The organism is Streptomyces sp. NPDC050738, from assembly GCF_040654175.1.
In the GTDB taxonomy this organism is placed as follows: domain Bacteria; phylum Actinomycetota; class Actinomycetes; order Streptomycetales; family Streptomycetaceae; genus Streptomyces.
The window spans coordinates 167,971-193,778 of sequence record NZ_JBFAHN010000011.1 but is presented as its reverse complement, the minus strand read 5'-3'; the positions used below and the strand labels follow the sequence as shown (position 1 = coordinate 193,778).

Genomic DNA, 25,808 nt, shown 5'->3' with positions numbered 1-25,808 from the left:
GGCAAGACGGGTTGATGGCGGGCGAACGTTGAGGCAGGGAGACGATGATGAGGCGATGACCGCCAGCTCACGCGCCCTGTCATTCGATGCAGCCGCTGCTCAGTACGCCGCCGGCCGACCTTCCTACCCAGCCGCGCTCTTCGACTGCATCGAGGAGTCCGCCAGCTGTCGTCTGGCCGGCTCCCGGGCCGCCGACGTCGGTGCGGGCACCGGAATCGCCACCGTTCTGCTGCAAGAACGGGGCGCCGAGGTCATTGCCGTCGAGCCTGGTAAAGCCATGGCTGGAGAGTTCCGCCGGGCGCTGCCGGACGTACCGATCGTCAGAGGGGACGGCAACGCGCTGCCGCTGACCGGGGCTTCCTGTGACCTCATCACGTACGCGCAATCCTGGCAGTGGACCGACCCCGGCCGGTCCGTCCCGGAGGCTTTGCGCGTCCTGCGAGCGGGTGGTGCACTGGCGATCTGGTGGAACACTACGGCCTTCGACGTAGCGTGGATCCGTGAGCAGCACGAGCGCATCGCCCACCACTGTGGAGTCAAACCAGTCCCAGCGGCCCGTCCCTCGGACAGCGATGCCATCGCACTGGCGGGCCTGACAGGGCTGCGGGTTGCGCGCCGTCACGTGCGCTGGAGCCGCACCGTATCGCTGGACACGCACCTCGCCAACATCGGCAGTCGCTCCGCATTCCTCGTCCTTGATGAGCCTGTCCGTCATGCATTTCTCGTGGATGAGCGCGAGCGGCTGCGCAGGACCTTCCCGGGCGAAAAGGTGGACGAGACCTACGTAGTTGATCTCCTGGTGGCGCTCCGGCCCTGACATCGTGCATCAGCGGGGTGGACGGCGCGGTCACGCTGCCGAGGACGTCGCGGTAGCGGGCGTCGGCGTTTCGCCGATGACCATGACCCGGCGCCCGCGTGTGTGACCGGCCCGGCTGTCGATGTGGGCCGCCGCGGCTTCAGCGAGTGCGTACGACTTCTCGACCGGAATGTGGAGCTTCCCCCGCGAGATGAGGTCGGTGGCCTCGGCGAGCGCCTGAGGCACGCTGCCGGCCACGCCGGAGAATCGGACACCGAGCTCCGGCGCAGCAAGATCCGCGATGGAGATCACCTTCTGCGGATCCCCGGTCAGCTCGACGAGCTGGCGGATGACGCCCGAGCCGGCCAGGTCGAGAGCCGCGTCGATCTGGCCGATGTGCCGCACCCGCTCGACCCAGCCCTCGCCGTACGTGGTGGCCGCGGCGCCCAGGCTGCGGAGATAGTCCTGGTTCGCGGCGCCGGCCGTGCCGATCACTGCGATGCCGCGGTCGCGGGCGATCTGTAGCACCGCCGAACCGACTCCCCCGGACGCGCCGCTGACCAGCAGAGTTTGCCCGGGCTGCACACCGACTTCGAGGATGAGGCGCAGTGCGGTTTCCACCACGGAGGGGTATCCGGCCGCCTCCTCAAACGTCAGCCCCTGCGGCATAGGAGCCCAGGCCGACAGCACGGCGAACTCGGCGTAGGTGCTGGAGCCTTCGCCGAAGACGTGGTCGCCGGCCTCCACTCCTTCGACGCCCTCGCCGACTTCGTCCACCACCCCGGAGGCGTCGAGTCCGACGCCGGCTGGCAACCGAGTCGGATGGGCCCCCAGGATCTGGCCTTCGCGGACCCTCCAGTCGACGGGGTTCACACCGGCCGCGCGCACGGCGATGCGTATCTGGCCGGGGCCCGCGTGGGGCTCCTCGGCGTCTATGAGGTGCAGAACGTCCGGACCGCCGAACTCGGCGAAGCTCACTTTCTTCATGCAGCCGACCGTAACACTAACCGTTAGCTTTTCGAATCTGCTGCTTATTTGTGGCTGATAGTGTCAGAGCATGACCGTGCCGACAGGACGCCGCGAGCGCAAGAAGGCCGCGACCCGCCAGAACATCGCCGACACCGCGCTGCGTCTCTTCCTGGAACGCGGGTACAACGCGGTGGGCATCCGCGACGTGGCCGCCGCGGCCGACGTAGCCGTCACCACGCTCTTCTCCCACTTCGCCTCGAAAGAGGCTCTGGTCTTCGAGCAGGACGACACCTTTGAGCAAGGCATGACGCGAGCCGTCAGCGACCGGGCGCCTCACGAGCCGCTGATCCCCGCTCTTCGCCGCGAGATCCACGCCCTGGTGCAACATTGCACGGCGGACAGCGCCGCCCCGATCTGGCGCATGATCGACGAATCACCCGACCTTCGGAAGTACGAGGAGTCGATGCGGCTTCGCCACGCAGAAACTCTCGCAACGGCCATTGCCGCCGATCCCGAACTGGCACGCACCGCAATGGCGAGCAGGACGATCGCGAGGTTCGTGATCGACGCCTATTCGCTGGCCCGTGAGGCAGCCGATCCGAAGGCCGCGGTGGACGAGATTTTCCAGATGATCGAGGCTGCCTGGGAGGCCACCTGCCCTGTTCGGCACGCGTGACCGGGCTACCGTCAGGAGGAGGGGACGCTCGCCGCTGACGGGCTTGGCCACGGCCCCGATGCCAGCTGCGGCCGACGCCTGGTCAGGCGGAGGCGAAAGCCTCTTCGGGGGCGTCGTCGAGGATGAATCCGTTGTCGAGCCGGACGCGGACCGTGACGCGGAGCATCTCTCGCTGGTAGGCGACCCACTCCTCTTCCAGGGCCCCCACCTGCTCCTCCACTTGCTTCCTGCTCGCCGCAGGCATCTGGTGTCCGAAATCGTCGAGCAGCGACTTGAGACGCTGGTACTCGCGGACCTCGTGGCTCTGCCGGCGATGATGCTCCTCCACCCGCTCGACCGTGCCCTCGATGCCTGCGGCCAGGGCCAGCGAGGCAGCAAAGACACCCGCATCCTCCGCAGGCTCCCCGGCTGGGGTCACCGATCCGGCCAACCGCAGCTCCGCCCGCAGCCGCACCCGTTGGCCCACGTTCAGCGTCATCGATCCCTCGTCTTCCTCATCGGTCACCGGCCATCCAGTACACGGGGCATCGCCAGGCGTACCGGACAGGAAAGGATCATCCCACCCTCCCCCCTCCCCTGCTCTCACCTGCGCAAGTAGTCGGCCCTGCGCATTGATCACTCTGCTGACACGGCCATCGGCGTGCGGCAGGATCCGGACACATGACTCTCTCGTATCGCATCGCCATGCCGGGCCAGGTCTGGTCCGTGGCCGTACCGGATCCGTCCGGCCCGCTGTATGTGACCAGCTACGGAGCAAGCCCGTTGGAGACGGTCGTCACGATGCTCGACCTCTCGGGATCAGTGGTCTGGCAACGGACGTACGCCGGGACGGGACGGCCGCAATCTCGCCTGTCCGACGATGGCACGCTCTGGGTCGCGTACCCGATGCAGGCCGGCCGGGTCTTGGAGGGCGTGCTCCCGGACGGGACCACTCACCACAGGGTTGTCCCGGAGAGCCAGGTCGGCGAGGAGCTCAGCGCCTTCGTCCTGCTCGAAGATGGGTTCTGCATCGCCTGGGCCAGTACGTCCCGTCTTCTGCGGATGTCGGAAGGCGAACAACCTGCCAGTTCCCAACCTCGGGTTGCCCGATACACCTGGGAGGGGGACTGTGTGTGGTCCACGCCGGTCGTGCTCGGCGCCGTATCTCATCCGGGTGTGATCGGGATGGGTGTGGAGACCGGCCGGCAGGTGCGAGCTCTTCGGCCTTGGATTCCCCAAGAAGTGGCTGCCGATCGATGGGAGCCGCTGCTGGTCTCGGGCGACAGGGTCGCTGCCAGTTTCACCGATGAGCGAAGTGGGATCGGGAGTACCTGTTTCCTGGACCTGGCCGACGGCTCGATCGTCTCGGCCACCCCTCCCGCGCCCGCAGGACGTAAGGCGATAGCCGGGCCGGGCGAGTTCTTGATCGGCTCCCAAGGATACGGGGCGTTCACCACCAGCCTTCACGGCCGCGATGGGAGTGCAACGGCGCGGTGGGCCAGCCATGGAGCGATGGTCGTCGACGGTCGTGGCGTCATCTGCGGCCCGGAGTTGGAGAACCGTCTGCCTTCGAGGTCGCTGTTCCGGCGGCTGGCGCCGGGCAACACGCTCAGTGATGGGCCGCCGTTGACGGGCTACTACACGTCGTATCCCGCGATGGACCGCGAGGGCACCACCGTGTTCTGGCGCGACGGCAAGCTCATCGCCGTCGACAGGGGCTTGGATGCGCACGAGTTGTTCGCTATGAACGACGACCGGAAGGTCATGGGCCGCACGCTGCTGTTGGGGGACGGTCGCGTCGTCGTGTCGCTGGACAGTGAGGTCCTCGCTTTCCAGACCTCGCTCGGGCCGCTGGCCGAGGGGCCCTGGCCGTGTGGGGATGCGAACCTCTTGGGCAACCCCGTGCTGCGCTGACCAACAGCACCGGCATGGCCACTGCGCCGTCGAGGACCGCCACGCGAAAGCAGACTCGGGGCCGTGAGGTGCGTGAGAGTCGTGAAGAGTTCACGCACGAATCTGGGGATCCGGTCACCGGAGCGGAAAGATCAGAGGGCTCGCACGGCGCCGTCCAGCAGGCCGGGCGCCGACCCATCTGAGGGGAGACCGATCAACGATGTTCACTCTGGTACTGAGCAGAGTACGGACGGCCACGCTCGCGCTCTCGGCCGTGGCGGCCCTCGCCTTCGGCACGAGCGCCACGGCCAGCGCTGCTCCTGATGCCGCTCCTGCGGCGTCCAAACAAGGGCCGACCTCGGTGGCGTATGTCGAGGTGAACAACAACAGCATGCTCAACGTCGGCAAATACACCCTTGCCAACGGCGGCGGCAACGCCTTCGACGTCGCCGTGATCTTCGCGGCGAACATCAACTACGACACCGGCTCGAAGGCGGCGTATCTGTACTTCAACGAGAACGTACAGCGCGTCCTCGACAACGCCGCCACGCAGATACGCCCTCTGCAGCAGAAGGGCATCAAGGTCGTCCTGTCGGTGCTCGGCAACCACCAGGGTGCGGGCTTCGCCAACTTCCCGTCCCAGCAGGCGGCTTCGGCCTTCGCGAAGCAGCTGTCCGACACCGTGGCCACGTACGGACTCGACGGCATCGACTTCGACGACGAGTACGCGGAGTACGGCAACAACGGCACGGGCCAGCCCAACGACAGCTCGTTCGTGAACCTGGTGACGGCGCTGCGCACCAACATGCCCGACAAGATCATCAGCCTCTACAACATCGGCCCTGCCGCGTCACGCCTCTCCTACGGCGGCGTCGATGTCACATCCAAGTTCGACTACGCCTGGAACCCGTACTACGGCACCTGGCAGGTCCCCGGCATGGCACTGCCCAAGTCGAAGCTGTCGCCGGCGGCCGTCGAGATCGGCCGGACTTCACAGAGCACGGTCGCCGACTTCGCCCGCCGTACGGTCAGCGAGGGGTACGGCGTCTATCTGACCTACAACCTCGACGGCTCCGACCGAAGCGCCGATGTCTCCTCGTTCACCAGGGAGTTGTACGGCAGTGACGCCGTCTACACGCCGTAGTACCTCCACACGCCCAGGAGCGCGGCGCCCGCTCGGGGTTTCCCGCACCCGGTAGGGCTGTGATCTGCGCGGACCGCACTCCGACAACGATGTCGGAGTGCGGTCCCGCTTCGCGACCGCGTCGTGAACGACGAGACCGAGCTGCGCGTGTCAGTCCCTGTGCAGCGTCAGCGCGCCGGCATGCGGTGCTCGACGCGAACCTGTGATCACGACGCGTACGCGTTGCGTCGTCACAGGCCGCTGCAGATGCCGATAGCGCTGGAGTCCGACTGGAGGCGCCGCCCCACCACCCCCTTTTAGCCACTCTTGATGGCATGACCCGGTCAAATCTGCCAGGCTTCCGGCAGCCGTCGTCCTGCCACCAGGTCGACGGCGCGGAAATCGCACCCAGCGATCGCGCAACCGATGCGCGCCCCACGGCCGTTCACCGGCGCACCCATGCCGGACGGACGGCTGCCGAGCAGGCCGCAATCCCGGCCGCTTCAAAGGAGTTTCGTGTGAGACCAACCCCCCGCAAGACCTTCGCCGCGCTCGTCGTCGCCGCGTTGGCCGCAGTACTGTTGCCCGTCGGGCCCGCGGTGGCGGAATCCACCGCCCCGTCGGTGGCCGCAGCCTGCACACCGGCCCAAGTGGTCACCAACGGCGGTTTCGAGAGCGGCACTTCGCCCTGGACACAGTCGTCCTCCAGTGTGATCACCAGCCGTACCGGCCAGAGCGCCCACGGAGGCACCAGCTTCGCCTGGCTGAACGGCGTCGGCAGCACCCACACCGACACCCTCGCGCAGAGCGTCACCATCCCGGCCGGGTGCAGCAGCGCCACCCTCACCTTCTGGCTGCACATCGACACCGCCGAGACGACCTCGTCCACCGCCTACGACAAACTGACGGCGAAGATCGGCAGCACGACCCTGGCGACGTACTCGAACCTCAACAAGGCCACCGGCTACGCGCAGAAGTCGTTCGACGTGTCGGCGTTCGCGGGCCAGAGCGTCAACGTCACCTTCACGGGCACCGAGGACTCCAGTCTCCAGACGAGCTTCGTCGTCGACGACGTCGCCCTCAACACCTCGGGGGGCACCACCCCGCCGGCCGACTCCACCCGGACGCCGGCCGCACCCTCGTACACGGTCAGCCTCAGCAGCAACACCGCCGGCACCGTCTGGACCGGGCACGAGAGCGTGGCCTTCACCAACGCCTCGGCCACCCCGCTCACCGAGGTGTACCTGCGGCTGTGGGACAACTACCACGGCACCTGCTCCGCCATGCCGATCGCCGTCAGCAACGTCACCGGCGGCACCGCGGGTGCCCTTTCGGTCGCCTGCACCGCGCTGCGGATCGCACTGCCGACTCCGCTGGCGCAGGGCCAGTCGACCACGATCGGCTTCGATCTCGGCATCACCGTGCCCAGCGGTGCCGACCGGTTCGGCCACGACGGTGCGTTCAGCATGATCGGAAACGCGCTGCCGGTCCTTGCGGTCAAGGACGGGTCGGGCTGGCATCTTGATCCGTACACCAACAACGGCGAGGCGTTCTACTCGCTGGCCGCCGACTTCAAGGTGACTCTCGACCATCCGAGCACCCTGTTGGTCCCGGCCACCGGCGCCTCGGTCGACACTCCCGGCTCCAGCGGTCGTACGGTGACCACGGCCACCGCGTCCAAGGTCCGTGACTTCGCCTGGGCGGCGGGTCCGTTCGCCAAGATATCCGGCACGTCCGCGGCCGGGACCCCGGTCAACATCTACTCGGTCTCGGGCATCAGCTCCGCGAACGCCCAGTCGATGCTCACCACCGCCAAGTCCGCGGTGGACGCGCACTCGGGCCGCTTCGGCGCGTACCCGTACGGCGAGCTGGATGCGGTCATCGACAACAACTTCTGGTTCGGCGGCATGGAATACCCCGGGTTCGTTCTCGACCTGGTCAGCACCACCGCACTCACCCACGAGATCGGCCACCAGTGGTTCTACGGGATCGTCGGCGACGACGAGTACACCAGCCCGTGGCTCGACGAGGCGTTCACCGACTACGCCACCGACCTCGCGCAGGGGCTGTCCGGCACCAACTGCTGGAACAGCGTCTCCTGGGCCTCGACGACGGAGAAGATCACCAACTCGATGGCGTACTGGGACACCCACTCCTCCCGCTACTCCACCGTCGTCTACGGGTACGGCAAGTGCGCCCTGCACGACCTGCGGCGCGTGCTCGGTGACAGCGTCATGGCCAAACTGCTGAAGGACTACGCGGCGTCGCACTGGTACGGCGTCTCGACCACCGCCGAGTTCAAGGCGGCCGCCCAGGCCGCCACAGGCACAGATCTCAGCTCTTTCTGGACCACGCACCGCATCGACGGCTGATACGTCGCAGGCCCGGGGGCCCCGGGACCTGACCGGGCCTGCCCGCATCGGTGGAGCGTTCGCCGATGCGGGCAGGCCCGGGCCGCGGTGCTCTCAGCTGGTGTACACCTCCAGTTCCGAGAGCTGAGCCGCGGGCCATCCGGTGTTGGCGGTGAAGGTCAGCCGCAGGTAGCGGGTCGGTGAGCCGCTCAGGGAGACGGTGGCCGTGTTGCCGCTCGCCGGATTGAAGACGTAGCCGGCGGATGCCTTGAGTGAGGTGTACGTGGAGTTGTCGGTGCTTCCGGAAACGCTCAGGGTCTGCGTGCGGGTCGCCCAGGCTGTGGCCGGCGGGAGCTTGAGGACCAGGCGCTTGGCGGCCTTGGCGGACCCCAGGTCCACGGTGATGGTCTGCGGGAAGGCGTTGTTCGTGCTTTCCCAGTAGGTGTCCGCGTTGGAGTCGACCGCGTGCGCCGCCTGATAGACGTCGGCGTGCCCGGATTCGGTGACCGGGCGGCCCTTGGCGAGGTTCCCGGTGTCGGTCGGCGGAGTGGTGGGCGGGTCCGTGGGAGTCGTGGGCGGGTCGGTGGGTGTGGTGGGCGGGTCGGTCGGCTGACCGCCGTCCTGCGGGATGCCGCCATTGGTCCATACGGGATCGGGCCAGGTGCCGGTGCAGGCGGGCGGGTCCGCGTACCAGCCGGAATTGGTGCCGGTACGGGTGATCTGGAAGCCGCTGCCGACGCAGTTGTGGATCGGGTTGCTCTGCGCGATGTGCGTTGCGGTCACGTTGTCGAAGGTGGCGGTGCCCGGTGCCTGGATCTGCAGGGCGTAGGTGCCCGCGCCGTCTATGCGGATGTTCTTGAAGTGCAGGCCGTTGGTCGCGCCCTCGATGAGGTGGATGGCCGCGTACGAGCTGTCGAGGACTTCGCTGTCGGTGATGTTGACGGTGGCGTTGATGGGTTCGTTGAGGCCGCTGAACCAGATGGCTCCGACGCCGAAGCGCCAGTTGAAGTCATTGTTCCCGGTGCGGATCAGAGTGTTGCGCGCGGCGGTGATGGTGCCCGAAACCGCGGTCCCCTGGCCGGAGTTGACGCCCGGGTAGCGGTTGGCGATGTGCAGGCCGCCGCCGTTGCTGATGGTGTCGGACATGACGTTGTCCGCGATGGTGATGTCCTTGCCGCCGTACGTGACGATGTTGTTCGCCAGGATGGGCAGGACGACGGTGTTGAACGTGAACTTGTTGTTGACGTTCGGTTTGGCCTCGGCCCACATGGCGAGTCCGTCGTCGCCGCTGTTGCGGACGAAGGTGTTGGTGACGGTGGAGTTGGTGACGCCGTAGTGGAAGTTCACGCCGTCGGCGGTCTGGTCCAGGATGCGGCTGTTCTTGATGGTGAGGTTGTCCATCGGGCCGTCCATCCAGGCGCCGCACTTGGTGTGCTGCATCCAGATGTTGTCGACGGTGGAGTTGGACAGTGCGCCGCCGATGGCGTTGACCTGGTCGTCGTCCACGCGCTCGCGGATGTCACCGATGATGGCGAAGTCCTTGAGCGTGACATTGCTGCTGCCGCCCTGGGCCGCGTACTTCCCGTAGACGCCGACGGCCTTGCTGCGGTTGCTGGGGTCGCGTCCGGTCAGGACGCTGTACCAGGGACCCGCCCCGCGCAGTGTCACCTTGTCCACCACGATGTGGTCGCGGACCTGGAAGGTGCCCTGCGGGATGTAGACCTCCTTGCCCTGCGCCTGGCCGGCGTCGACAGCGGCCTGGATCTTGGCGGTCGAGTCCGCGGCGCCGGTGGGGTCGGCTCCGAAGTCGCTCACCACGTCGAGTGCGCCCGACGGTTTGCCGATGGGCGCTCCCACCTGCTCGAAGTCGGCGAGGTCGATGGTGAAGGAGGGTGAAGCGGAGACCGAGGCGACCTGGAGCCTGATCTTCGTGCCCGCGGGGAGCGTTGCTCCGAGCATGGTGCGGGTCTCGTCGTAGAAGTGGTGGGGGTTGGTGTCCCCCGGATTGTTGTTGAAGGGGTAGCCGCCGTAGTACCAGCTGTGGGTGGAGCTCACCGGCACGCTCTTGAGCTGGCTGCCGTTCACCCGCAGATCGATCGCGGCGTCCCGGCCGGTTCCGCCCGCGTTGTCCGGCAGGGAGTAGCGGAAGGACATCGCGTTGGCCGGGCTGGTGAGGGTGAACTCGACGTACTCGCCGACGGAGTCCAGCGTGACGGCCTGCCGGCCCGAGGCCTCGGATGGCAGGTTGCCGTAGAGGCGGTCGGGGCCTATGAGCGTGCCGTTGGTCGAGGCGTACTCGGCTTCCTGCTCCTTGAACGGCACGGAGGCGCCACGGCCCTGGACGTCAAACGGTGAGGGGGCCTGGACTGCCGCCGCCTGCGCCGAAGTGCCGGTCGAGAGCACGACGGCGGCGGCTGTGCCTGCCACCGCCAGCGCCATGGAGAGGGAGGCGGCCATGCCGCGTCTGAGCAGATGCGCTCTTGGGGGGAATGCCACAGAAGGGGTCCTTGTCGCTCGTGGGGGCGCTGCGAACGCTCAGCAGGCTAGAGCGAGGTGGAAGTAGCGTCCATGGATCGCGCAAAATCTGTATGAGATTGCGAAAATGCTTGACCCTTCACTTCCTGCGCGACATCCGCGCGACGACGTGCACGGGAGCCGGGCGGGTCGAACCGCGGGTGCGGAGCTGGGCGATTGCCCGGACAGCCGGCGCAGGGGCCTCGCGCACCGCCCGCGGATCGTCCGACAAGTGAGGGCCCTCCGGGGGGCGCGATCAGCACGTAAATCACCGTGCCCACCGGGGCAAATGACCGCCCGGGCACGCCAGGTGACCACAGCCTCCCCCGGTGCGGCCCCTGACGTCTCATCGGCGAGGGACGGAACGTGATGCAGTCGTAATCTTGCAATATTGGATCGAAATCTTGCGTACATCTGCTGACCGTCCTATCGTGACGCTCCGATCAGGGCAGTGCTTGGGCGTCACCTCAGAGGAGCCGTAATGAAGCCCCGTAACCTCGCGATCCTGCTGTCTTCAGGTCTCGTGTTCACCATCACGGCCTGTGGCAGCGACTCGTCGGACTCCGGTAAGGGATCAGACGTCACGATCACCGTGGCGTGTCAGCCGGCGAAGACCGCTCCGAAGCAGCGGGAGGCGTGGAATGCAGACGTCGCCACGTTCGAGAAGGCGCACCCGGGTGTCAAGGTCAAGAGCACCGACCAGCAGCCGTGCTACGACCCGAAGACCTTCGCCGCGAAGCTGGCCGGCGGCCAGATGGAGACGGTGTTCATGGTGCCGGTCACCAACTACGCCGACGTGATCTCCAAGAAGCAGGCGAAGGACATCACCGGCGACACCGGCACGGTGAAGAACTACGGAGACATCAAGCAGGCCGTCCGGGACATGGTCACCAAGGACGGCAAGGTCTACGGCATCCCCAACGTCAGCTACAGCGTCGGGCTCGTCTACAACCGCAAGCTGTTCAAGGACGCCGGACTCAACCCCGACGCCCCGCCGAAGACCTGGGAAGAGGTCCGCGCCGCGGCGAAGAAGATCGCCGGTCTCGGCAACGGCTATGTCGGATACGGCGAGTACGGCGGCGGCAACGTCGGCGGCTGGCACTTCGCGCAGTCCATCTTCAGCCGCGGCGGCGAGATGGTCACCGACGGCAAGGCGGCCTTCAACAGCCCCGAGGGCAAGGCCGTGCTGCAGAACCTGCACGACATGCGCTGGGAGGACAAGAGCGTCGGCAGCAAGGTGCTCATCGGCTGGGACACGCTGATGCAACAGATGGCGGCCGGCAAGACGGGCATGATGCTCGGCGCCCCGGACGTCGTGACCGACGTGGTCCAGAAGTTCAAGGGGGACGTCAACAACTACGGCATCACGGGTGTCCCGGACGGCAAGGCGTCGCTGAGCGGCGGCGAGGCCTACATGATCAACCCCAAGGCGAGCGCCGCCCAGACGAAGGCCGGCCTGGAGTGGATCGACTTCCAGTTCGACACCCCCGGCAAGGGCCGTCACGACTACGCGCGCGGCAAGGCCAACGGCGAGGCCGTGGGCGTCCCCAACAACGACTACATGGGTGACTCCACGACCGGAAAGGCGATCGTCAAGGGCCGCACCGACAACGCCAACCTCCCGGTCGCGAACTACCAGTCCTACGTCGACGCCGCCGCGAGCATCGCCCCGAAGCTGGAGCCGGCGAAGGCGCAGGAACTGTACGCCGTGCTCGATGTGGCCATGTCCGCGGTCCTGACACGCGAGAACGCGGACATCGACAAGCTGCTCAAGGACGCGGAGACCAAGGCCAACGGGATTCTGGCCCAAGGCTGACGGTAACGGTGCCGGGGTGCCGCTCACAGGGGAGGCGGCACCCCGTGTCGGGTCGGCGTAAGAGCCAGGAACGGGAGATTCACCATGGGAACACTCACCATCGAGCCGAAGCGGTCGACCAAACCGCCACGCAGACCACCGTCGAAGCGGCGCCGTGCGGCGCAGAACAACCTGACCGCCTACGGATTCCTCTGCGCGGCTCTGTTCTGCTTCGCGATGTTCGCCTGGTGGCCGATCATCAGGGAAGTCATCCTCAGCTTCCAGCAGACCAACCTCGTCGATTCTCCGAACTGGGTGGGTCTGGACAACTTCCGTACGGTGGTGAACGACCCGGCGTTCGGGCAGGCGTGGCGCAACACCGTGATCTTCACGCTGCTCGCCCTGGTGTGCGGCTATGTGATCCCGTTCGGTGTCGCGATCGTGCTCAACGAGCTTCGGCACGCCCGCGGTTATCTGCGGTTCGTGGTGTATCTGCCCGTGATGCTGCCACCGATCGTGTCGGTCCTGCTGTTCCGCTGGTTCTACGATCCCGGACCCGGGCTCTTCAACCAGGGGCTCGACTTCGTCGGCCTGCCGACACTGTCCTGGCTGGACTCCACGGACACCGCGCTGATCTCACTGGTGATCGTCTCCACCTGGATGAACCTGGGATCCGGGGTGCTGATCTACCTGGCCGCACTGCAGAACATCCCCGGTGACCTGTACGAGGCGGCGGAGCTCGACGGAGCCGGCATCTTCCGGCGTATATGGAGCGTCACCATCCCCCAGACGCGGCTGATCCTGCTGCTGATGCTGATGCTCCAGATCGTCGCCACGATGCAGGTGTTCATCGAGCCGTACATGCTCACGGGCGGCGGACCGGAGAACGCCACCGTGACCGTCGCCTACCTGATGTACCAGTACGCCTTCGTCTACGGCGGCAACTACGGGGCCGGCAGCGCGCTCGGCCTCATGCTCATGATCGTGCTTCTGGCAGTCGCCGCAGTTCAGCTCCGGCTGACCCGTGACGAGAAGAGGTAGTCCCATGATCGACACAACCGCCCACCCCGAAGCGGTGGACGAAGCACGGAAGACGGCGTCGCCTCGGCCGCACAAGGCTCGGAAAAGGCGCCGGGCCGCCTGGGCCGACGGCCACGCCAGGACCATCGTCTCGCCGCTGGAGCTGAAATCCCGCTGGGGCCGGCTGATCTACTGGACGGTGCTGAGCGCCATCCTGATCGTCTTCACCCTGGTGTTCGTCTTTCCTCTCTACTGGATGGTCACCGGGGCGATGAAGACGGGCGAGGAGATCGCCCAGATGCCGCCCAGCCTGTTCCCGAAACACCCCAACTTCTCTGTGTTCTCCGATGCCTGGGACCTCTTCGACATCGGGCTGCTCCTCAAGAACACGCTCCTCTACGCCGTGGGCGCCTGGCTCTTCGCCCTCGCGGTGGACGTCACGGCCGCGTACGCACTGTCCAAACTCCGGCCGATGTTCGGGAACGTGATCCTCGCGGCGATGCTGGTCACGCTCATGATCCCGCCCATCGTCGTGATGATTCCTGCGTACATCACGGTGACCCACGTACCCATCTTCGGCTGGGAACTGCTCAACTCCCCCTGGGCCATCTGGTTCCCGGCCGCCGCGAACGGCTTCAACATCTTCCTGCTCAAGCGGTTCTTCGACTCGATACCGGACGAGATCCTCGAAGCGGCCGCGATCGACGGCGTCCCGCCGTGGCGCATCCTGGTGTCGATCATCCTGCCCATCTCCCGTCCCATCCTCGGCGTCGTGTCCATCTTCACCGTGGTCATGGTCTTCAAGGACTTCGTCTGGCCACTGCTCGTCCTTCCCGACAGCGAGAAGATGACGATCAGTGTGGGCCTCTCGCAGACCGCGGGAGCGGTGACGCAGAACCAGATCATGGCCGGGCTCGTGATCGCCAGCATCCCGATGATCATCGTGTTCTTCTTCTTCCAGCGCAGCATCATGGCGGGCCTCACCGCCGGGAGCCTCAAAGGCTGACCGGGCTCGCGCCGAGTGCGGCGCAGCCCCCAGCCTGCACACCCATCCCACCACAGAGCACTCCGCCGCCGGTCTGACCTTCCAAGTCCCCGCTCTGACCGGCGGCGGAGTCCCCGCCTGCCCGAAAGGAACCTCACGTGGCAGCTGTTCATCCGCTCCGTACCGACGACTGGTGGCGCGATGCCGTCATCTACCAGGTGTACCCCCGGAGTTTCGCGGACGGGGACGGCGACGGCACCGGAGACCTGGCAGGCGTCCGCGTCCACCTGGCGTACCTCGCCGAACTCGGCGTCGACGCCGTGTGGTTCACGCCCTGGTATCTCTCGCCGTTGGTCGACGGAGGCTACGACGTAGCCGACTACCGAGCCATCGACCCGGCCTTCGGCACCCTCGAGGAGGCCGAGAAGCTGATCGCGGAGGCCGCCGAATTCGGCATCAAGGTCATCGTCGACATCGTCCCGAACCACGTATCCGACCAGCACGCCTGGTTCCGCGCCGCTCTGGAGGCCGGTCCCGGCAGCCCCGAACGGGAGCTGTTCCACTTCCGGCCGGGTCGCGGTGAGAACGGCGAACTCCCGCCGAACGACTGGCCCTCGCAGTTCGCCGGCGCCACCTGGACCCGGGTGCCCGACGGCGAGTGGTACCTGCACCTGTTCACGCCGGAACAGCCCGACCTCAACTGGTCCCACCCCGTGGTGCGCCGTGAGCACGAGGACGTGCTGCGCTTCTGGTTCGAGCGCCGGGTGGCCGGCGTCCGCATCGACTCCGCCGCCCTGCTCGCCAAGCACCCCGACCTGCCCGACTTCGTGGAGGACGTCGACCCCCATCCGTACATCGACCAGGACGAGATCCACGACATCTACCGCTCCTGGCGCGCGATCGCCGACGAGTACAACGGTGTGTTCGTCGGCGAGGTCTGGCTGCCCGACGCCGAACGCTTCGCCCGCTATCTGCGCCCCGACGAGCTGCACACCGCCTTCAACTTCAACCTCCTCGCCTGCCCCTGGGACGCGGACCGCCTCCGGCGCACCATCGACGACACGCTCGCCGAGCACGCGCCCGTCAAGGCGCCGGCCACCTGGGTGCTGTGCAACCACGATGTGACGCGTACGGTCACTCGCTACGGACGTACGGACACCGGATTCGACTTCGATACGAAGACTTTCGGCACCCCCAGCGACCTGGCCCTCGGCACCCGGCGCGCTCGCGCCGCCGCGCTGCTCACGCTCGCCCTGCCCGGGTCCGTCTACCTCTATCAGGGTGAGGAACTCGGCCTGCCCGAGGCGGACATAGCGCTGGACCACATCCAGGACCCCATGCATTTCCGCTCCGGCGGCACCGATCCCGGCCGTGACGGCTGCCGTGTGCCGCTGCCCTGGTCCGCCGACGCGCTGCACTTCGGGTTCGGTCCGGGTTCCGAACCCTGGCTGCCGCAGCCTGCCGACTGGGCGCAGTACGCCGTCGACCGCCAGGACGCCGATCCGGACTCGATGCTGAGCCTGTATCGCACGGCCCTGCTCCTGCGTCGGTCCCATGCGGGCTTCGGTGATGGACCGATGACATGGCTCCCTGCCGAGGCCGGTGTACTGGCCTTCGCCCGGACAGACGGCCTGGTGTGCGTGGTCAACCTCTCCGACAGCCCCGCTGAACTGCCCGCGCACGAGAGCCTGTTGCTCACGAGCGGACCGCTGGACGAGCAGGGCCGGCTGCCGGCGGACACTGCGGTGTGGCTCCGCACCTGATCGAACGCACGAGTCCTGCCCCCGCTTCACAGCCGGCGGGGGCAGGACTCCGCGCCGTCCAACGTGCAATTTCGTCTCACTACAGTGCACGTTTCCGATGAGGCTGATGTCGGTGTGGCATCCAACTGCTCGGCACACACACGCAAGTTCCGTAATCGTCTTGCATCGATTGCGCTAATCTTGCGTTCATGACGCGCCGAATTGCACACGTTGCCAAAAAGGTAGGGGTCAGCGAGGCGACGGTCAGTCGAGTCCTCAACGGGAAACCTGGCGTCTCCGCGGCGACTCGGCAATCTGTGCTGACAGCTCTGGACGTCCTCGGCTACGAGCGGCCGACACAGCTGCGCGGCGAGCGCGCCCGGCTCGTCGGCCTCGTGGTTCCGGAGTTGCAGAACCCGATCTTTCCCGCGTTCGCCGAGGTCATCGGAGGTGCGCTCGCACAGCAGGGGCTCACTCCCGTGCTGTGCACGCAGACCAACGGCGGTGTCTCCGAAGCTGATTACGTCGATCTCCTGCTCGAGCAGCAGGTCTCCGGTGTGGTGTTCGCCGGAGGCCTCTTCGCGGAGGTCAATGCACCGCACGACCACTACCGCAGGCTGGCCGAGCGGAAGATCCCGGTGGTCCTCATCAACGCGTCGATCGAGGGCCTCGACTTCCCCTGTGTCGCCTGCGACGACGCCGTCGCCGTCGAACAGGCCTGGCGCCACCTCGCCTCTCTCGGGCACCAACGCATCGGCCTGGTACTGGGCCCCGACGACCATGTGCCGTCGCGTCGCAAACTGTCAGCCGCCCGGAATGCCGCAAAAGCAGCGGGCATGAAGCTGCCCGACAAGTACGTCGAGCGGTCGATCTTCTCTCTCGAAGGCGGTCAGGCCGCCACCGCTCGCCTTTTGCAGCGAGGCGTCACCGGCGTGGTGTGCGGGAGCGATCCCCTTGCCCTGGGGGCCGTCAGGGCAGCCCGCCGACGTGGACTGGCCGTCCCCACCGACCTGTCGGTCGTCGGGTTCGACGACTCGGTCTTCATGAATTGCACCGACCCTCCGCTTTCGACGGTGCGTCAGCCCATCGAGGCAATGGGCCGCGCGGCGGTCGATCTGCTGTGCTCACAGATCCGCGGGAACCCGGCACACCACGGCGAGCTCCTCTTCGAGCCTGAACTCGTCGTCCGCGGATCGACTGCCAAGATCTCAGCCGGCTGAGCTTGTTCCCGGAAGCCGTATCGGACCATCAGGCCTTCGCGTCGACGTTGGCCGACAAGCGGTTCGTCATGTCCTTGTAGGCCGGGTCCGCCTGATCGTTGCTCACGTCGTGCATGCGCAGCAGGTACGTGTACATAGCCGCCACGCACCTGTCCCTGCTGGTGTACGGGGCATCGTCGGTGAGGCGGAGATCCTGGGTGATCTCGTGGATCCTGCCGTCGGGCGTGGTGTACAGCTCCTGCCGGGCCAGCACGCTATCGGGGTCGTACGCGCGCATGGACACGTGCACCGCGCTCGTGGCGTGGCTGACGTAGGCGACGGACAGCGCACGGATCGGCGGACCGCCGGTTCCGGTCGCACTGCTCGCGCAGGCCGCCGAGGATGAGCTGCCAGGCCGTCTCGGCCTCGGTGCACCGGGCCGTCCGCATCAGGCTCTGGAACACCGGCCATTCCGGGTGCTGTTCGGCCTTGGCCGCATAGTGCTCTGTCGGCGCGTCCGCAGAGGGTTTGCGGCGCTGGACCGGCGCGGCCGATCCGACGGCAAGAGCACTCGTGAAGGCGGCGTTTCCGGCGGTGCGCTGCAGCGCGGCGTGTGGGTGCGATGCGCGGTCATGCATGTGTGGCTCTGCCCCCTCGGTTGCCAAGCGGCCCAGAGTAATGCAGCGATGCGGCTCCGAATAAGCGTCGCGGGGCACGGTTGTCTGGCCGCACGACGGTTGCGCGTGACCGTTCGCGAGTCACGACATGCGCCGTCCGTCGGTCAGGTGGGCGAAGGCGACGACGTTTCCCCGATAACGGTGCTTCGCCTTGTCGAAGCCGGCACCGCAGGTGATGACGCGAAGTTCGGCGCCCACGCCCGGTCCGTAGACTTTCCGGCTGGGAAAATCGTCGGCGCTGAAGGCCTCAACGGTGTCGATGGTGAACACGGCGGTCCGGCCGTCCTGGCGGTCGACTTCGATACGGTTGCCGCTCTTCAGCGCGCCCAGGTTGTAGAAGACCGCGGGGCCTCGGTCGTTGTCGACGTGCCCGGCGATGATCGCCGTACCGTCGGCGCCGGGCGGTGTTCCGTCGCGGAACCAGCCGGCGAGGTTGGCGTCGGACTCCTCAGGAGCCGACAGCTGCCGGTCGGCGTCGAGCGTCAATGCGGTCAACGGAGCGTCCACACCGATGGAAGGGATACGCACCCGGGTCGGTGTGGCGCTCGGCATCGCGGGGTGGGTGTCGGCGACGGACCGCAGGCCCGGAGCGCTCTGTGCCGACGACGGCTGAGGGGGCGGGGCGTCGGTTTGTCTGCCGGTACAGAGAAGGATGAGCCCGATCAGCGTGATCAAGGCCAGAGCTACGGGCCCTCCCCTGGGCCGGTGCTCGTCGTGTGTGGCGGATCGGTCGTTCACGCCTGCTCTTTCCCTACCCGTCCGACAGGTGACGTGCCGGGCCCGCGCGGCCGGCAAGCAGAGCGGACGCGCGGGGACCGGGCGATCGTCAGACCTGGGAGTCGGCCCGACGACGGCGCATCACCATCACGCCGATGCCGGCCGCGCCGATGAGGCCGGCGCCGGTTGCCAACGAGGCGGCGTTCGAGCCCTCGCTCGTGCTGCCGACGCCGGTCTTCATCGGGCCGACCGGGCTGGTTCCACCGCAGACGCGCTGCGCGTCGGTGGTCGCGAGCGCGGCGTCGTTCGCCAGCGTGGCGGCGTTGTCCTCCTCGGCCTTGCCCGGGTGGCCGCCGGCCTCCTCCTGCTTCTTGAGGTCCGAAGCGGCGGCGTCGGAGTCCGCCTGCGCCTGGTTGGCCTTGCTCGTCGCGGTGTCACAGGCCGCGGAGGCCTGCGGCACGGCGGCGTGGGCTATCGGCGCGCCAAGGCCCAGGGCGACGGTGAGAGCTGCTGCGGCGGGGAGGGTGAAACGGATCGAGCGCATGGCCTCTGCTTTCGCCGGACAGGCGCGGCGCCCGGTGCGCCGCAGTGGTGCCTGTTCCTTCCATGAAGGCGGCATCGGAGGTCGCCCGCACGACGGGGCTTGCCGAATCCTTCCGCCGAACGGGGCACGGCGGCAGTCCTACGACGGGCGATGTCCGCAGGTGGGAGCAGTGGAAAGGCCATCGTCCCGCCGCATGCGGGTCGCGCGCTGAACGGGTGATGCCCCCACACTTCGCAAACCCGCACCACGAGTTGAAGTCATCGACGGGCGGCGCTGCGCACCCGGCCGCGCAGCGCCGCCCATCCGCGAGCAGGCCTTACGCCCCCGCGCCGCCCCGGGTGAGGATCTCCATGAGATGTCCGTCGGGGTCGTGGAAGTACGTACCCCTGCGGCCTTCGGTGTGCTTGCTTTCATAGATCTGCCCGATCTCCTGGCATGCGGGATCGCCGTAGTAGGCGATCCCGCTGTGCTGGATACGCGCGAAGGCGGCGTCGAACTCCTGCTCGCTGACCATGAACGCATAGTGGTGCGGCTCGAAGACGTCCATCTGGTCGTAATCCAGGCTGACCTGGTTGGCCAGCGTGACGGGCGTGAAGTGCGCCAGCGGCGGATCGACGCTCAGGCCGAGGATTCCGGCCAGGAACTGCGCCGAGGCCTGCGGGTCACGGGCGGGGACGATGGTGTGATTCAGTTCCACGGTCATGGTGACTCCCTTTCAGGACCGGTTACGCGTGGTGGTGTGCTCGATGGCCTTGGGCGACCCGGCATGATGCCTGGCTGCGTGACCGACCGGGGGAGGGCAGGGCTTCTCCGCTGCCCTCCCCCGGTTGCAGCCGCCGTGTCATACGTCGATCTGCTCGAAGATGTGCGGGTACGACACGATGTCGTCGGGGAACTCGGCCGCCATGCGCTGGAACTCCGGGCTGCCGAACGCCGTGGCGAGCGCCTCGGTCGACTCCCAGACCGCGACGTTCATCAGTAGCTGACTGTCCGCCGTTCCCTTGTGCATCTGCAGGGAGACGAATCCCGGCTGAGCCTTCATGAACTCGGCCTGCCTCCGAAAGAGGGGCAGGAACGATTCCGTGCTCTCTTTCGGGACGAAGAAGGTGTTGGCCAGGACGATGGGTCCGGTCTTCTCCCTGAACTGCGCGAACATCGGTGTGTGCGGGTCGAGACTCTGCAGCTTGGCCATTTTCGGTACTTCCTCTCTCTGTCGGTCAGTGGGTGTCGCCGGGGGCCGCAGGCTCAGACGAGGGCGGCGACCAGCAGGGTGAATGCGGCGATGATGACGGCCACACGGACGTAGTGGTAGCGCTGCCAGCGGTCCAGCTGCTCCTTCCAGTCGGCGGGCCGGGTCTCGGGGGTCCACGTCCTGTTCCGGTTGTTGATCGGGACGAGCAGCAGGAGCGACATGATCACGCTGAGGATCAGCAGTGCACCGGCGGTGAGGGCAAGTCCGGCGCCGTGGTGATGCCACCCGGTGATGGTCCAGACCGCGACGAGGACGCACGAGCCGATGTACCAGAAGGGCATCAGCGTGCCGAGCATCCGGCCCCCGTGGGCGTGGCCGAGCTGGGCGCTGTCCTCCGGGAGTGCGTTGAGGATGCGGTTCATGATGAAGAGGACGGAGAACTCCACCCCCACCATCACGCCGACGACCACGGTGGTGAAGACCTCGAGCGCGTTGAACATGACGACCCTTCCTCGGATCTAGCGTTGCTAGGTGATGAGGCAACGCTAGTACTACTGCCGCTCGGTTGTCTAGCGATGCTAGGATCGAATCATGTCGGTACAAGAACGCAAGGAACGCGAACGGGCGGAACGCGAGCGCCTCATCGTGGCGACGGCCCGTGAACTCGCCGAGCAGCAGGGCTGGGACGCAGTCACCACCCGCCGGCTCGCCGAGCGCATCGAATACAGCCAGCCCGTGCTCTACAGCCATTTCCGCGGCAAGCGCGAGATCATCGGCGCCGTCGCGCTTCAGGGCGCCACCGAGATGGCCGTGGTGATGCGGGCCGCGACCGCCGCCGAGGACGGCACACGCGAGCGGGTCGCCGCCCTCGCGCGCGCCTACCTCGCCTTCGCCGCACGCAACCCAGCGGTCTACGACGCCATCTTCCAGCTCGACGGCGGCCTGGCGTACGCGCAGGAAGACACCCCGGCACCGCTCAAGGACGCCTTCGCCGCGCTGTTGGAAACCCTGGGCGAGGTCGCCGGGGACGGGATGGACCCGGGTCTGTTCACCGAGGTGTTCTGGGCATCCCTGCACGGGGTGGCAACCCTGACCCGGTCCGGACGACTGCCGCCGGAGCTCACCGAGCAGCGGGTGGACCTGCTGGTGGACCGGCTCGCCATCGCCTGAATCCTGTTCGGCGGCCTGGTCGATTCCCTCAGGCCGCCGCACTTCCTTCCGAGAGTTGACGCATTCAACTTCCAAAGGCATGCGCGAATCTTGGCGGCGCATCTTGTCAATGGACGAACGTACTCCTACAGTCCGGCGACAGGTGGGGCGTGGGATCGCTCCCATTCCTCTTCGTTCATCCAAACAATGGAGCCGCCATGAACTCCATACCTCGCAGGCCGAGCCGCCGGCGCATCCTCGGTGCCGCGCTGGTCGTGCCGCCCGCACTGATGCTGGGTGCGCAGACCGCACGGGCCTCCTCGTGGGGCGCCCCGGTGACCGTCAACTCCTGGAAGAAGCTCAGCGGAAGGTGGACGGCCAACAACGAACTGGAGACGTACACACCGGACTGTGTCTGGTACGAGGGCAACACCCTGATCATCAAGGCGTACAACGCCGGGGGCGGCACCTATTACTCGGGCCGCGTGGAGTCGACGGCGCTGTACGGGTACGGCACTTACCGCTTCACCGCGAACATGCCCAACGGGCAGGGACTGTTGCCGGCGGTATGGGCGGCCTATCTCAATCCGTGGCTGCCGGAGTTCGACGCCGCCGAGATCGTGGGACAGAACCCCAACGTCGTGCACCAGACGTCGCACGACGCCAACAACGCCCAGCAGCAGTTCTCGAAGACGAACTCCTCCGGCTGGACGAACGCGTTCCACACGTACTCGTTCAGCTGGTTCCCCGACCACATCGACTACGCCGTGGACGAGGTCTACACGGGCACCACCTGGTACAGCACTCCGGCCGGCACAGGCATGCGCTTCATTGCCAACATCGCGGTCGGCGGGGACTGGCCGGGCAACCCGGACTCCTCCACCTGGGCCACCGCCGACGGCGCCCGCTATCTCAAGATCTCCTCCATCACCCACACTCCGTACCACCCGTGAGAGGCCCTCGGCGAGTCCGGTGATCGGGCCCGTGTGGGGCGGGCCGGGTGTGGGGAGCCTGGGTGCATGCGGCTTCGGACAGTGCTTGTCATCCAGAACACCCCCTTCGGCAGCGCCGGCCGGTTCGGCGAGTGGCTGCGCCAGGAAGGCATGGACATAGAGGTCGCGGGACCTCACCATGTGCCGGTGCCCGAACACCTCGGGCACCGGGCGCTCTTGGTACTCGGTGGCAAGTGGCTGCCCGACGACGACGAACAAGCGCCGTGGCTCCCGGCCGTGCGCAACCTCGTCGGCCAAGCCCTCGAGGGCGGAAACCCCATGCTCGGGATCTGCCTGGGCGGGCAACTGCTCGCACACGTGGCAGGCGGACGGGTCGACGCCTGCCACGGGACCCCCGAATTCGGCGCCACGCCGATCCAGTTGCGCCCGGAAGCCCGCTCCGATCCCTTGTTCCGTGCGCTGCCGGAAACGACATACGCCATCGAGCGCCACCAGGACGCCATCACGAAGCTGCCCCCGGAAGCCGTATGGATTGCGCAGAGCGCCGACTGCGCACACCAGGCATTCCGTATCGGCAGACGCGCCTGGGGAGTGCAGTTCCACCCGGAGGCCTCTGCCGCAAAGATTCTCGACTGGCCTCAGGGCCCGCTCGCAGCCCACGGACTCGATCCGCAGGCCCTGCATGCCCGCGCCCTCGCAGTGGAGGACGCCTCGGCCGCTGACTGGCATGCCTTCGCGAGGGCCTTCGCGGACATTGCCAAGGAACATGGGGAGGCTGATCAGAGGGCTTCGGCGTAGGTGGCATAGGAGTGCCGAAGGGGAGGTGGCGCGCCTTCCAAGGGCCGTCAAGCATCGTTCGGGTGCACGGACGACCTGCCCGGGCTGCCGCTTGCGCTGCCACCCAGTAACTTCTGAGCAACCGTCCCACTGCCCTCGGGGGTTGCCGTGACCGTCGTATCCGCCGGTGTCGTGCTCTCTGCCATGCTGCTCACCCTGACCCCGGACGGCAGCGGTCGACCGCTACCGGACCGACTGGCGAACACGGGCGGGGGCAGTCAGCTGATCACCGCAGTCGCATCACGTACCGGTGCCACGACGGGGACGCTGACCTGGTGGGACCGGCGAGGCGGCACGTGGGTCGCGATCGGCACCGCCCCTGCTCGCTTCGGTGCGAAGGGCCTTGTCGAAGGCGGCAGGCGCAGCCAGGGCAGCAACACCACCCCCACTGGCCTGTACGACCTGCCCTACGGCTTCGGAACCAAGGCCGTGGCAGGCGGGACTTCGATGCCGTACCGCCGGGTGAACCGGAACTCCTGGTGGTGCCAGGACAATCGCTCGCCCGCCTACAACCGCTGGGTCGAGCCGCTGCCCGCCGGCTGCCGCGCCGCCGAGTCCGAGCACCTTGCCGACTACGCCACCCAGTACGCGCACGCTCTCGTCATCGGCTTCAACTACAAGGCGCCGGTACGAGGCCGGGGCGCGGGCATCTTCCTGCACGTCAACGGTCGGTCCGCGACGGCCGGCTGCGTCTCCGTGCCGCTGGATGCCATGCGCCGGATCCTTGCATGGGCCAGGCCCGGGCAGCGGCCGCACATCGCGATCGGCGTCACGTCCGGACCCACTGCGATCACCCGCTACTGAGATCGACGCAGCGCCTCCCCGCCGTATCGGGAGTGGGGCCCTTGACCCTCACGTGGCGTGATGCTGCATGGTCGGTGGCGTGGAAGAGCACCTGACCGTGGGACGTGTGGCCGGGCTGGCCGGTGTGAGCGTCCGCACGCTGCATCACTACGACGAGATCGGCCTCGTGCGGCCCTCCGCACGGACCCCGGGCGGCTACCGGGCCTACGCGGCGGGCGACGTGGAACGCCTACGGGAGGTCCTCGCCTACCGGCGGCTGGGCTTCGGACTGCGCGAGATCTCGGATCTGGTCGACGACCCGGCGACCGACACGATCGCGCACCTGCACCGGCTACGCGGCCTCCTGCTCGAACAGCGGGACCGCGCTGCCGCCACGTTGGCGGCCATCGACAAGGAACTGGAGGCACGGGCCATGGGGATCAGAACGACACCGGAGGAACAACTCAAGGTATTCGGCGCGCAGTTGTACGAGGCCATCGGGTCGGCCTACCCCGCCACACGGCGCACCGAACCGCGGATCGCCGCACAGGTCTGGGATGCGCTCGGCGACGCGCAGACCGTGCTGAACGTAGGGGCCGGCACCGGCTCCTACGAACCCTCCCACCGCGACGTGACCGCGGTCGAACCCTCAGCAGTCATGCGGGCGCAACGCCCCGCGGGCGCAGCCCGGTGCGTGGCCGCCAGCGCGGAGAGCCTCCCGTTCAAGGACCAGTCCTTCGACGCCGCGATGGCCTTCAGCACCATTCATCACTGGCAGGACCCCATCGCCGGGCTGCGCGAAATGCAGCGCGTGGCCAGGCGCGTGGTGGTCTTCACCCATGACGCCAGCGACGCCGGATGGCGTCACCGGTTCTGGCTCACCCGCGACTACCTGCCCGAAGTCTCCGAACTCGTCACCGGGCGCCCGCCGGTCGACCAGCTCGCCCGTGCGATCGGGGCGCGCCTGGAGCCGGTACTGATTCCGTGGGACTGTGCGGACGGATTCCTCGAAGCCCACTGGCGCCGCCCTGAGGCCTACCTCGAGGAGCACGTACGCCGCGCGGTCTCGGTCTGGACAAGGGTGGGACCACAGGCCGAGAAGCGGGCGGTGGCCGGGCTCCGCGAAGACCTCTCCTCGGGCCGGTGGGCGGAGCGCAACCGCGATCTCACCGATCTCGACACAGCAGAACTCGGCCTGCGCCTCCTCGTCGCCTGAACTCACCATCCTGAGCTGCGCGGAGGACTGGTGAGTCAATGGAGCGTGGGCCGGTAGACGAGCTCTTGGATGTGACCGTCGAGGGTTCGGCTTTCGACCAGCTCCAGGTCGAAATCGTCCGCACCCCGGAAGATCGGGGCCAGCCCGGTCCGACCCGTGACGACAGGGAAGAGCGTCACCTGCAACCTGTCGACCAGGCCGGCTGCCATCAGCGCCCGGTTCATCGACAGGCTGCCGTGCGAACGCAACGGCACCTCGGACTCCTCCTTGAGCCGGGCGACGACATCGACGGCGTTCCCGCGTGCAAGGGTCGCGTCCGGCCAGTCGAGCGGACCTTCCAGCGTCGTCGACACCACCGTTGCCGGCAGGTTCCTCATGCACGTGACCCACGGATCACGCACATCGGACTCCTCGGTGCTCGATGCCAGCATCTCCGCGAACGCCCGATACGTATGGGCCCCCAGGACCATCCGCTGCTTCGCGCTGTACAAGTCGAGGCGGTGCTCGAGCAGCTCGGGGCCCTGCTTGCCCCAGTATCCGGACCAGTCGCCGCTGGCCGCCCCATAGCCGTCGAGGCTGGAGAAGATGTCGAAGGTGTAGGTGGCAGTCACGTCGTCCTCCTCGGGTGCGGTTGATCGCTGCAGGTAGGGACTTCGACCACCGCAAGAACTCATCGCTGTCGGACCGGCCGGGTGGAC

General features: G+C 67.4%; 25 protein-coding genes. 15 read left to right on the top strand and 10 right to left on the bottom strand.

Features of this window, described 5'->3' with window-relative positions; translation table 11 throughout:
- The first annotated feature begins 55 nt into the window (after nucleotides 1–55).
- Nucleotides 56–817, top strand: a complete 762-nt coding sequence (locus tag AB0H78_RS26485) for a class I SAM-dependent methyltransferase (protein ID WP_363237091.1) — start codon at nucleotides 56–58, stop codon at nucleotides 815–817.
- A gap of 30 nt (nucleotides 818–847) precedes the next feature.
- On the opposite strand, the gene AB0H78_RS26480 is transcribed toward AB0H78_RS26485, so the two are convergent.
- Nucleotides 848–1,783 (bottom strand): NADP-dependent oxidoreductase, encoded by a 936-nt coding sequence (locus tag AB0H78_RS26480; protein ID WP_363237090.1) that lies wholly within the window; start codon nucleotides 1,781–1,783, stop codon nucleotides 848–850.
- Between the two features lie 70 nt (nucleotides 1,784–1,853).
- On the opposite strand from AB0H78_RS26480, the gene AB0H78_RS26475 reads away from it, so the two are divergent.
- The gene (locus AB0H78_RS26475; protein WP_363237089.1) at nucleotides 1,854–2,441 is read left to right on the top strand and encodes a helix-turn-helix domain-containing protein; all 588 of its coding nucleotides are present in this window, start codon (nucleotides 1,854–1,856) and stop codon (nucleotides 2,439–2,441) included.
- Between the two features lie 82 nt (nucleotides 2,442–2,523).
- On the opposite strand, the gene AB0H78_RS26470 is transcribed toward AB0H78_RS26475, so the two are convergent.
- Nucleotides 2,524–2,946 (bottom strand): hypothetical protein, encoded by a 423-nt coding sequence (locus AB0H78_RS26470; RefSeq protein WP_363237088.1) that lies wholly within the window; start codon nucleotides 2,944–2,946, stop codon nucleotides 2,524–2,526.
- A 155-nt stretch (nucleotides 2,947–3,101) separates the two neighbouring features.
- On the opposite strand from AB0H78_RS26470, the gene AB0H78_RS26465 reads away from it, so the two are divergent.
- The 3 genes from AB0H78_RS26465 to AB0H78_RS26455 all read left to right on the top strand — a co-directional run bounded on the left by AB0H78_RS26465 (nucleotide 3,102) and on the right by AB0H78_RS26455 (nucleotide 7,808).
- Complete coding sequence (locus AB0H78_RS26465; RefSeq protein ID WP_363237087.1) at nucleotides 3,102–4,334, top strand: hypothetical protein; 1,233 nt, start codon at nucleotides 3,102–3,104, stop codon at nucleotides 4,332–4,334.
- 199 nt (nucleotides 4,335–4,533) lie between these two features.
- Nucleotides 4,534–5,457, top strand: coding sequence for an endo-beta-N-acetylglucosaminidase H (locus AB0H78_RS26460; protein ID WP_363237086.1), 924 nt, complete (start codon nucleotides 4,534–4,536; stop codon nucleotides 5,455–5,457).
- 497 nt (nucleotides 5,458–5,954) lie between these two features.
- Entirely contained in the window at nucleotides 5,955–7,808 is a 1,854-nt protein-coding gene (locus tag AB0H78_RS26455; protein ID WP_363237085.1) for a M1 family aminopeptidase, read from the top strand.
- 93 nt (nucleotides 7,809–7,901) lie between these two features.
- On the opposite strand, the gene AB0H78_RS26450 is transcribed toward AB0H78_RS26455, so the two are convergent.
- Nucleotides 7,902–10,244, bottom strand: coding sequence for a glycosyl hydrolase family 28-related protein (locus tag AB0H78_RS26450; RefSeq protein WP_363237171.1), 2,343 nt, complete (start codon nucleotides 10,242–10,244; stop codon nucleotides 7,902–7,904).
- Nucleotides 10,245–10,782: 538 nt separating this feature from the next.
- Between AB0H78_RS26450 and AB0H78_RS26445 the strand changes: the two genes are divergently transcribed.
- The 5 genes from AB0H78_RS26445 to AB0H78_RS26425 all read left to right on the top strand — a co-directional run bounded on the left by AB0H78_RS26445 (nucleotide 10,783) and on the right by AB0H78_RS26425 (nucleotide 17,063).
- Nucleotides 10,783–12,117: an extracellular solute-binding protein gene (locus AB0H78_RS26445; RefSeq protein ID WP_363237084.1), complete on the top strand. Its 1,335-nt coding sequence runs from the start codon at nucleotides 10,783–10,785 to the stop codon at nucleotides 12,115–12,117.
- Nucleotides 12,118–12,201: 84 nt separating this feature from the next.
- The gene (locus AB0H78_RS26440) at nucleotides 12,202–13,137 is read left to right on the top strand and encodes a sugar ABC transporter permease (RefSeq protein WP_363237083.1); all 936 of its coding nucleotides are present in this window, start codon (nucleotides 12,202–12,204) and stop codon (nucleotides 13,135–13,137) included.
- Nucleotides 13,138–13,141: 4 nt separating this feature from the next.
- Nucleotides 13,142–14,122 (top strand): carbohydrate ABC transporter permease, encoded by a 981-nt coding sequence (locus tag AB0H78_RS26435; protein WP_363237082.1) that lies wholly within the window; start codon nucleotides 13,142–13,144, stop codon nucleotides 14,120–14,122.
- Nucleotides 14,123–14,259: 137 nt separating this feature from the next.
- Entirely contained in the window at nucleotides 14,260–15,864 is a 1,605-nt protein-coding gene (locus AB0H78_RS26430) for a glycoside hydrolase family 13 protein (protein ID WP_363237081.1), read from the top strand.
- Between the two features lie 188 nt (nucleotides 15,865–16,052).
- Nucleotides 16,053–17,063: a LacI family DNA-binding transcriptional regulator gene (locus AB0H78_RS26425; protein ID WP_363237080.1), complete on the top strand. Its 1,011-nt coding sequence runs from the start codon at nucleotides 16,053–16,055 to the stop codon at nucleotides 17,061–17,063.
- A 28-nt stretch (nucleotides 17,064–17,091) separates the two neighbouring features.
- Here the strand turns inward: AB0H78_RS26425 and AB0H78_RS26420 are convergent, their stop codons facing one another.
- From AB0H78_RS26420 to AB0H78_RS26395, 6 genes are all read right to left on the bottom strand, one after another.
- A complete protein-coding gene (locus AB0H78_RS26420; RefSeq protein WP_363237079.1) occupies nucleotides 17,092–17,340 on the bottom strand; it encodes a hypothetical protein in 249 nt (82 codons plus the stop codon).
- 460 nt (nucleotides 17,341–17,800) lie between these two features.
- Nucleotides 17,801–18,271, bottom strand: a complete 471-nt coding sequence (locus AB0H78_RS26415; protein ID WP_363237170.1) for a class F sortase — start codon at nucleotides 18,269–18,271, stop codon at nucleotides 17,801–17,803.
- Nucleotides 18,272–18,545: 274 nt separating this feature from the next.
- Nucleotides 18,546–18,980: a hypothetical protein gene (locus AB0H78_RS26410; RefSeq protein WP_363237078.1), complete on the bottom strand. Its 435-nt coding sequence runs from the start codon at nucleotides 18,978–18,980 to the stop codon at nucleotides 18,546–18,548.
- A gap of 316 nt (nucleotides 18,981–19,296) precedes the next feature.
- Nucleotides 19,297–19,683, bottom strand: coding sequence for a VOC family protein (locus AB0H78_RS26405; protein ID WP_363237077.1), 387 nt, complete (start codon nucleotides 19,681–19,683; stop codon nucleotides 19,297–19,299).
- Nucleotides 19,684–19,821: 138 nt separating this feature from the next.
- Complete coding sequence (locus AB0H78_RS26400; protein WP_363237076.1) at nucleotides 19,822–20,172, bottom strand: antibiotic biosynthesis monooxygenase family protein; 351 nt, start codon at nucleotides 20,170–20,172, stop codon at nucleotides 19,822–19,824.
- Nucleotides 20,173–20,225: 53 nt separating this feature from the next.
- Nucleotides 20,226–20,672, bottom strand: a complete 447-nt coding sequence (locus AB0H78_RS26395; RefSeq protein WP_363237075.1) for a DUF1772 domain-containing protein — start codon at nucleotides 20,670–20,672, stop codon at nucleotides 20,226–20,228.
- 91 nt (nucleotides 20,673–20,763) lie between these two features.
- On the opposite strand from AB0H78_RS26395, the gene AB0H78_RS26390 reads away from it, so the two are divergent.
- From AB0H78_RS26390 to AB0H78_RS26370, 5 genes are all read left to right on the top strand, one after another.
- Nucleotides 20,764–21,342 (top strand): TetR/AcrR family transcriptional regulator, encoded by a 579-nt coding sequence (locus AB0H78_RS26390; protein ID WP_363237074.1) that lies wholly within the window; start codon nucleotides 20,764–20,766, stop codon nucleotides 21,340–21,342.
- Nucleotides 21,343–21,539: 197 nt separating this feature from the next.
- A complete protein-coding gene (locus AB0H78_RS26385) occupies nucleotides 21,540–22,274 on the top strand; it encodes a glycoside hydrolase family 16 protein (protein WP_363237073.1) in 735 nt (244 codons plus the stop codon).
- Between the two features lie 66 nt (nucleotides 22,275–22,340).
- Entirely contained in the window at nucleotides 22,341–23,072 is a 732-nt protein-coding gene (locus tag AB0H78_RS26380; protein WP_363237072.1) for a type 1 glutamine amidotransferase, read from the top strand.
- A 183-nt stretch (nucleotides 23,073–23,255) separates the two neighbouring features.
- Nucleotides 23,256–23,915 carry a L,D-transpeptidase family protein gene (locus AB0H78_RS26375; RefSeq protein WP_363237169.1) on the top strand — a complete coding sequence of 220 codons (660 nt, stop codon included), beginning with the start codon at nucleotides 23,256–23,258 and terminating at the stop codon, nucleotides 23,913–23,915.
- Between the two features lie 67 nt (nucleotides 23,916–23,982).
- Complete coding sequence (locus tag AB0H78_RS26370; RefSeq protein WP_363237071.1) at nucleotides 23,983–25,110, top strand: MerR family transcriptional regulator; 1,128 nt, start codon at nucleotides 23,983–23,985, stop codon at nucleotides 25,108–25,110.
- Nucleotides 25,111–25,145: 35 nt separating this feature from the next.
- Here the strand turns inward: AB0H78_RS26370 and AB0H78_RS26365 are convergent, their stop codons facing one another.
- Complete coding sequence (locus AB0H78_RS26365) at nucleotides 25,146–25,721, bottom strand: dihydrofolate reductase family protein (RefSeq protein ID WP_363237070.1); 576 nt, start codon at nucleotides 25,719–25,721, stop codon at nucleotides 25,146–25,148.
- Between the last annotated feature and the right edge of the window lie 87 nt (nucleotides 25,722–25,808).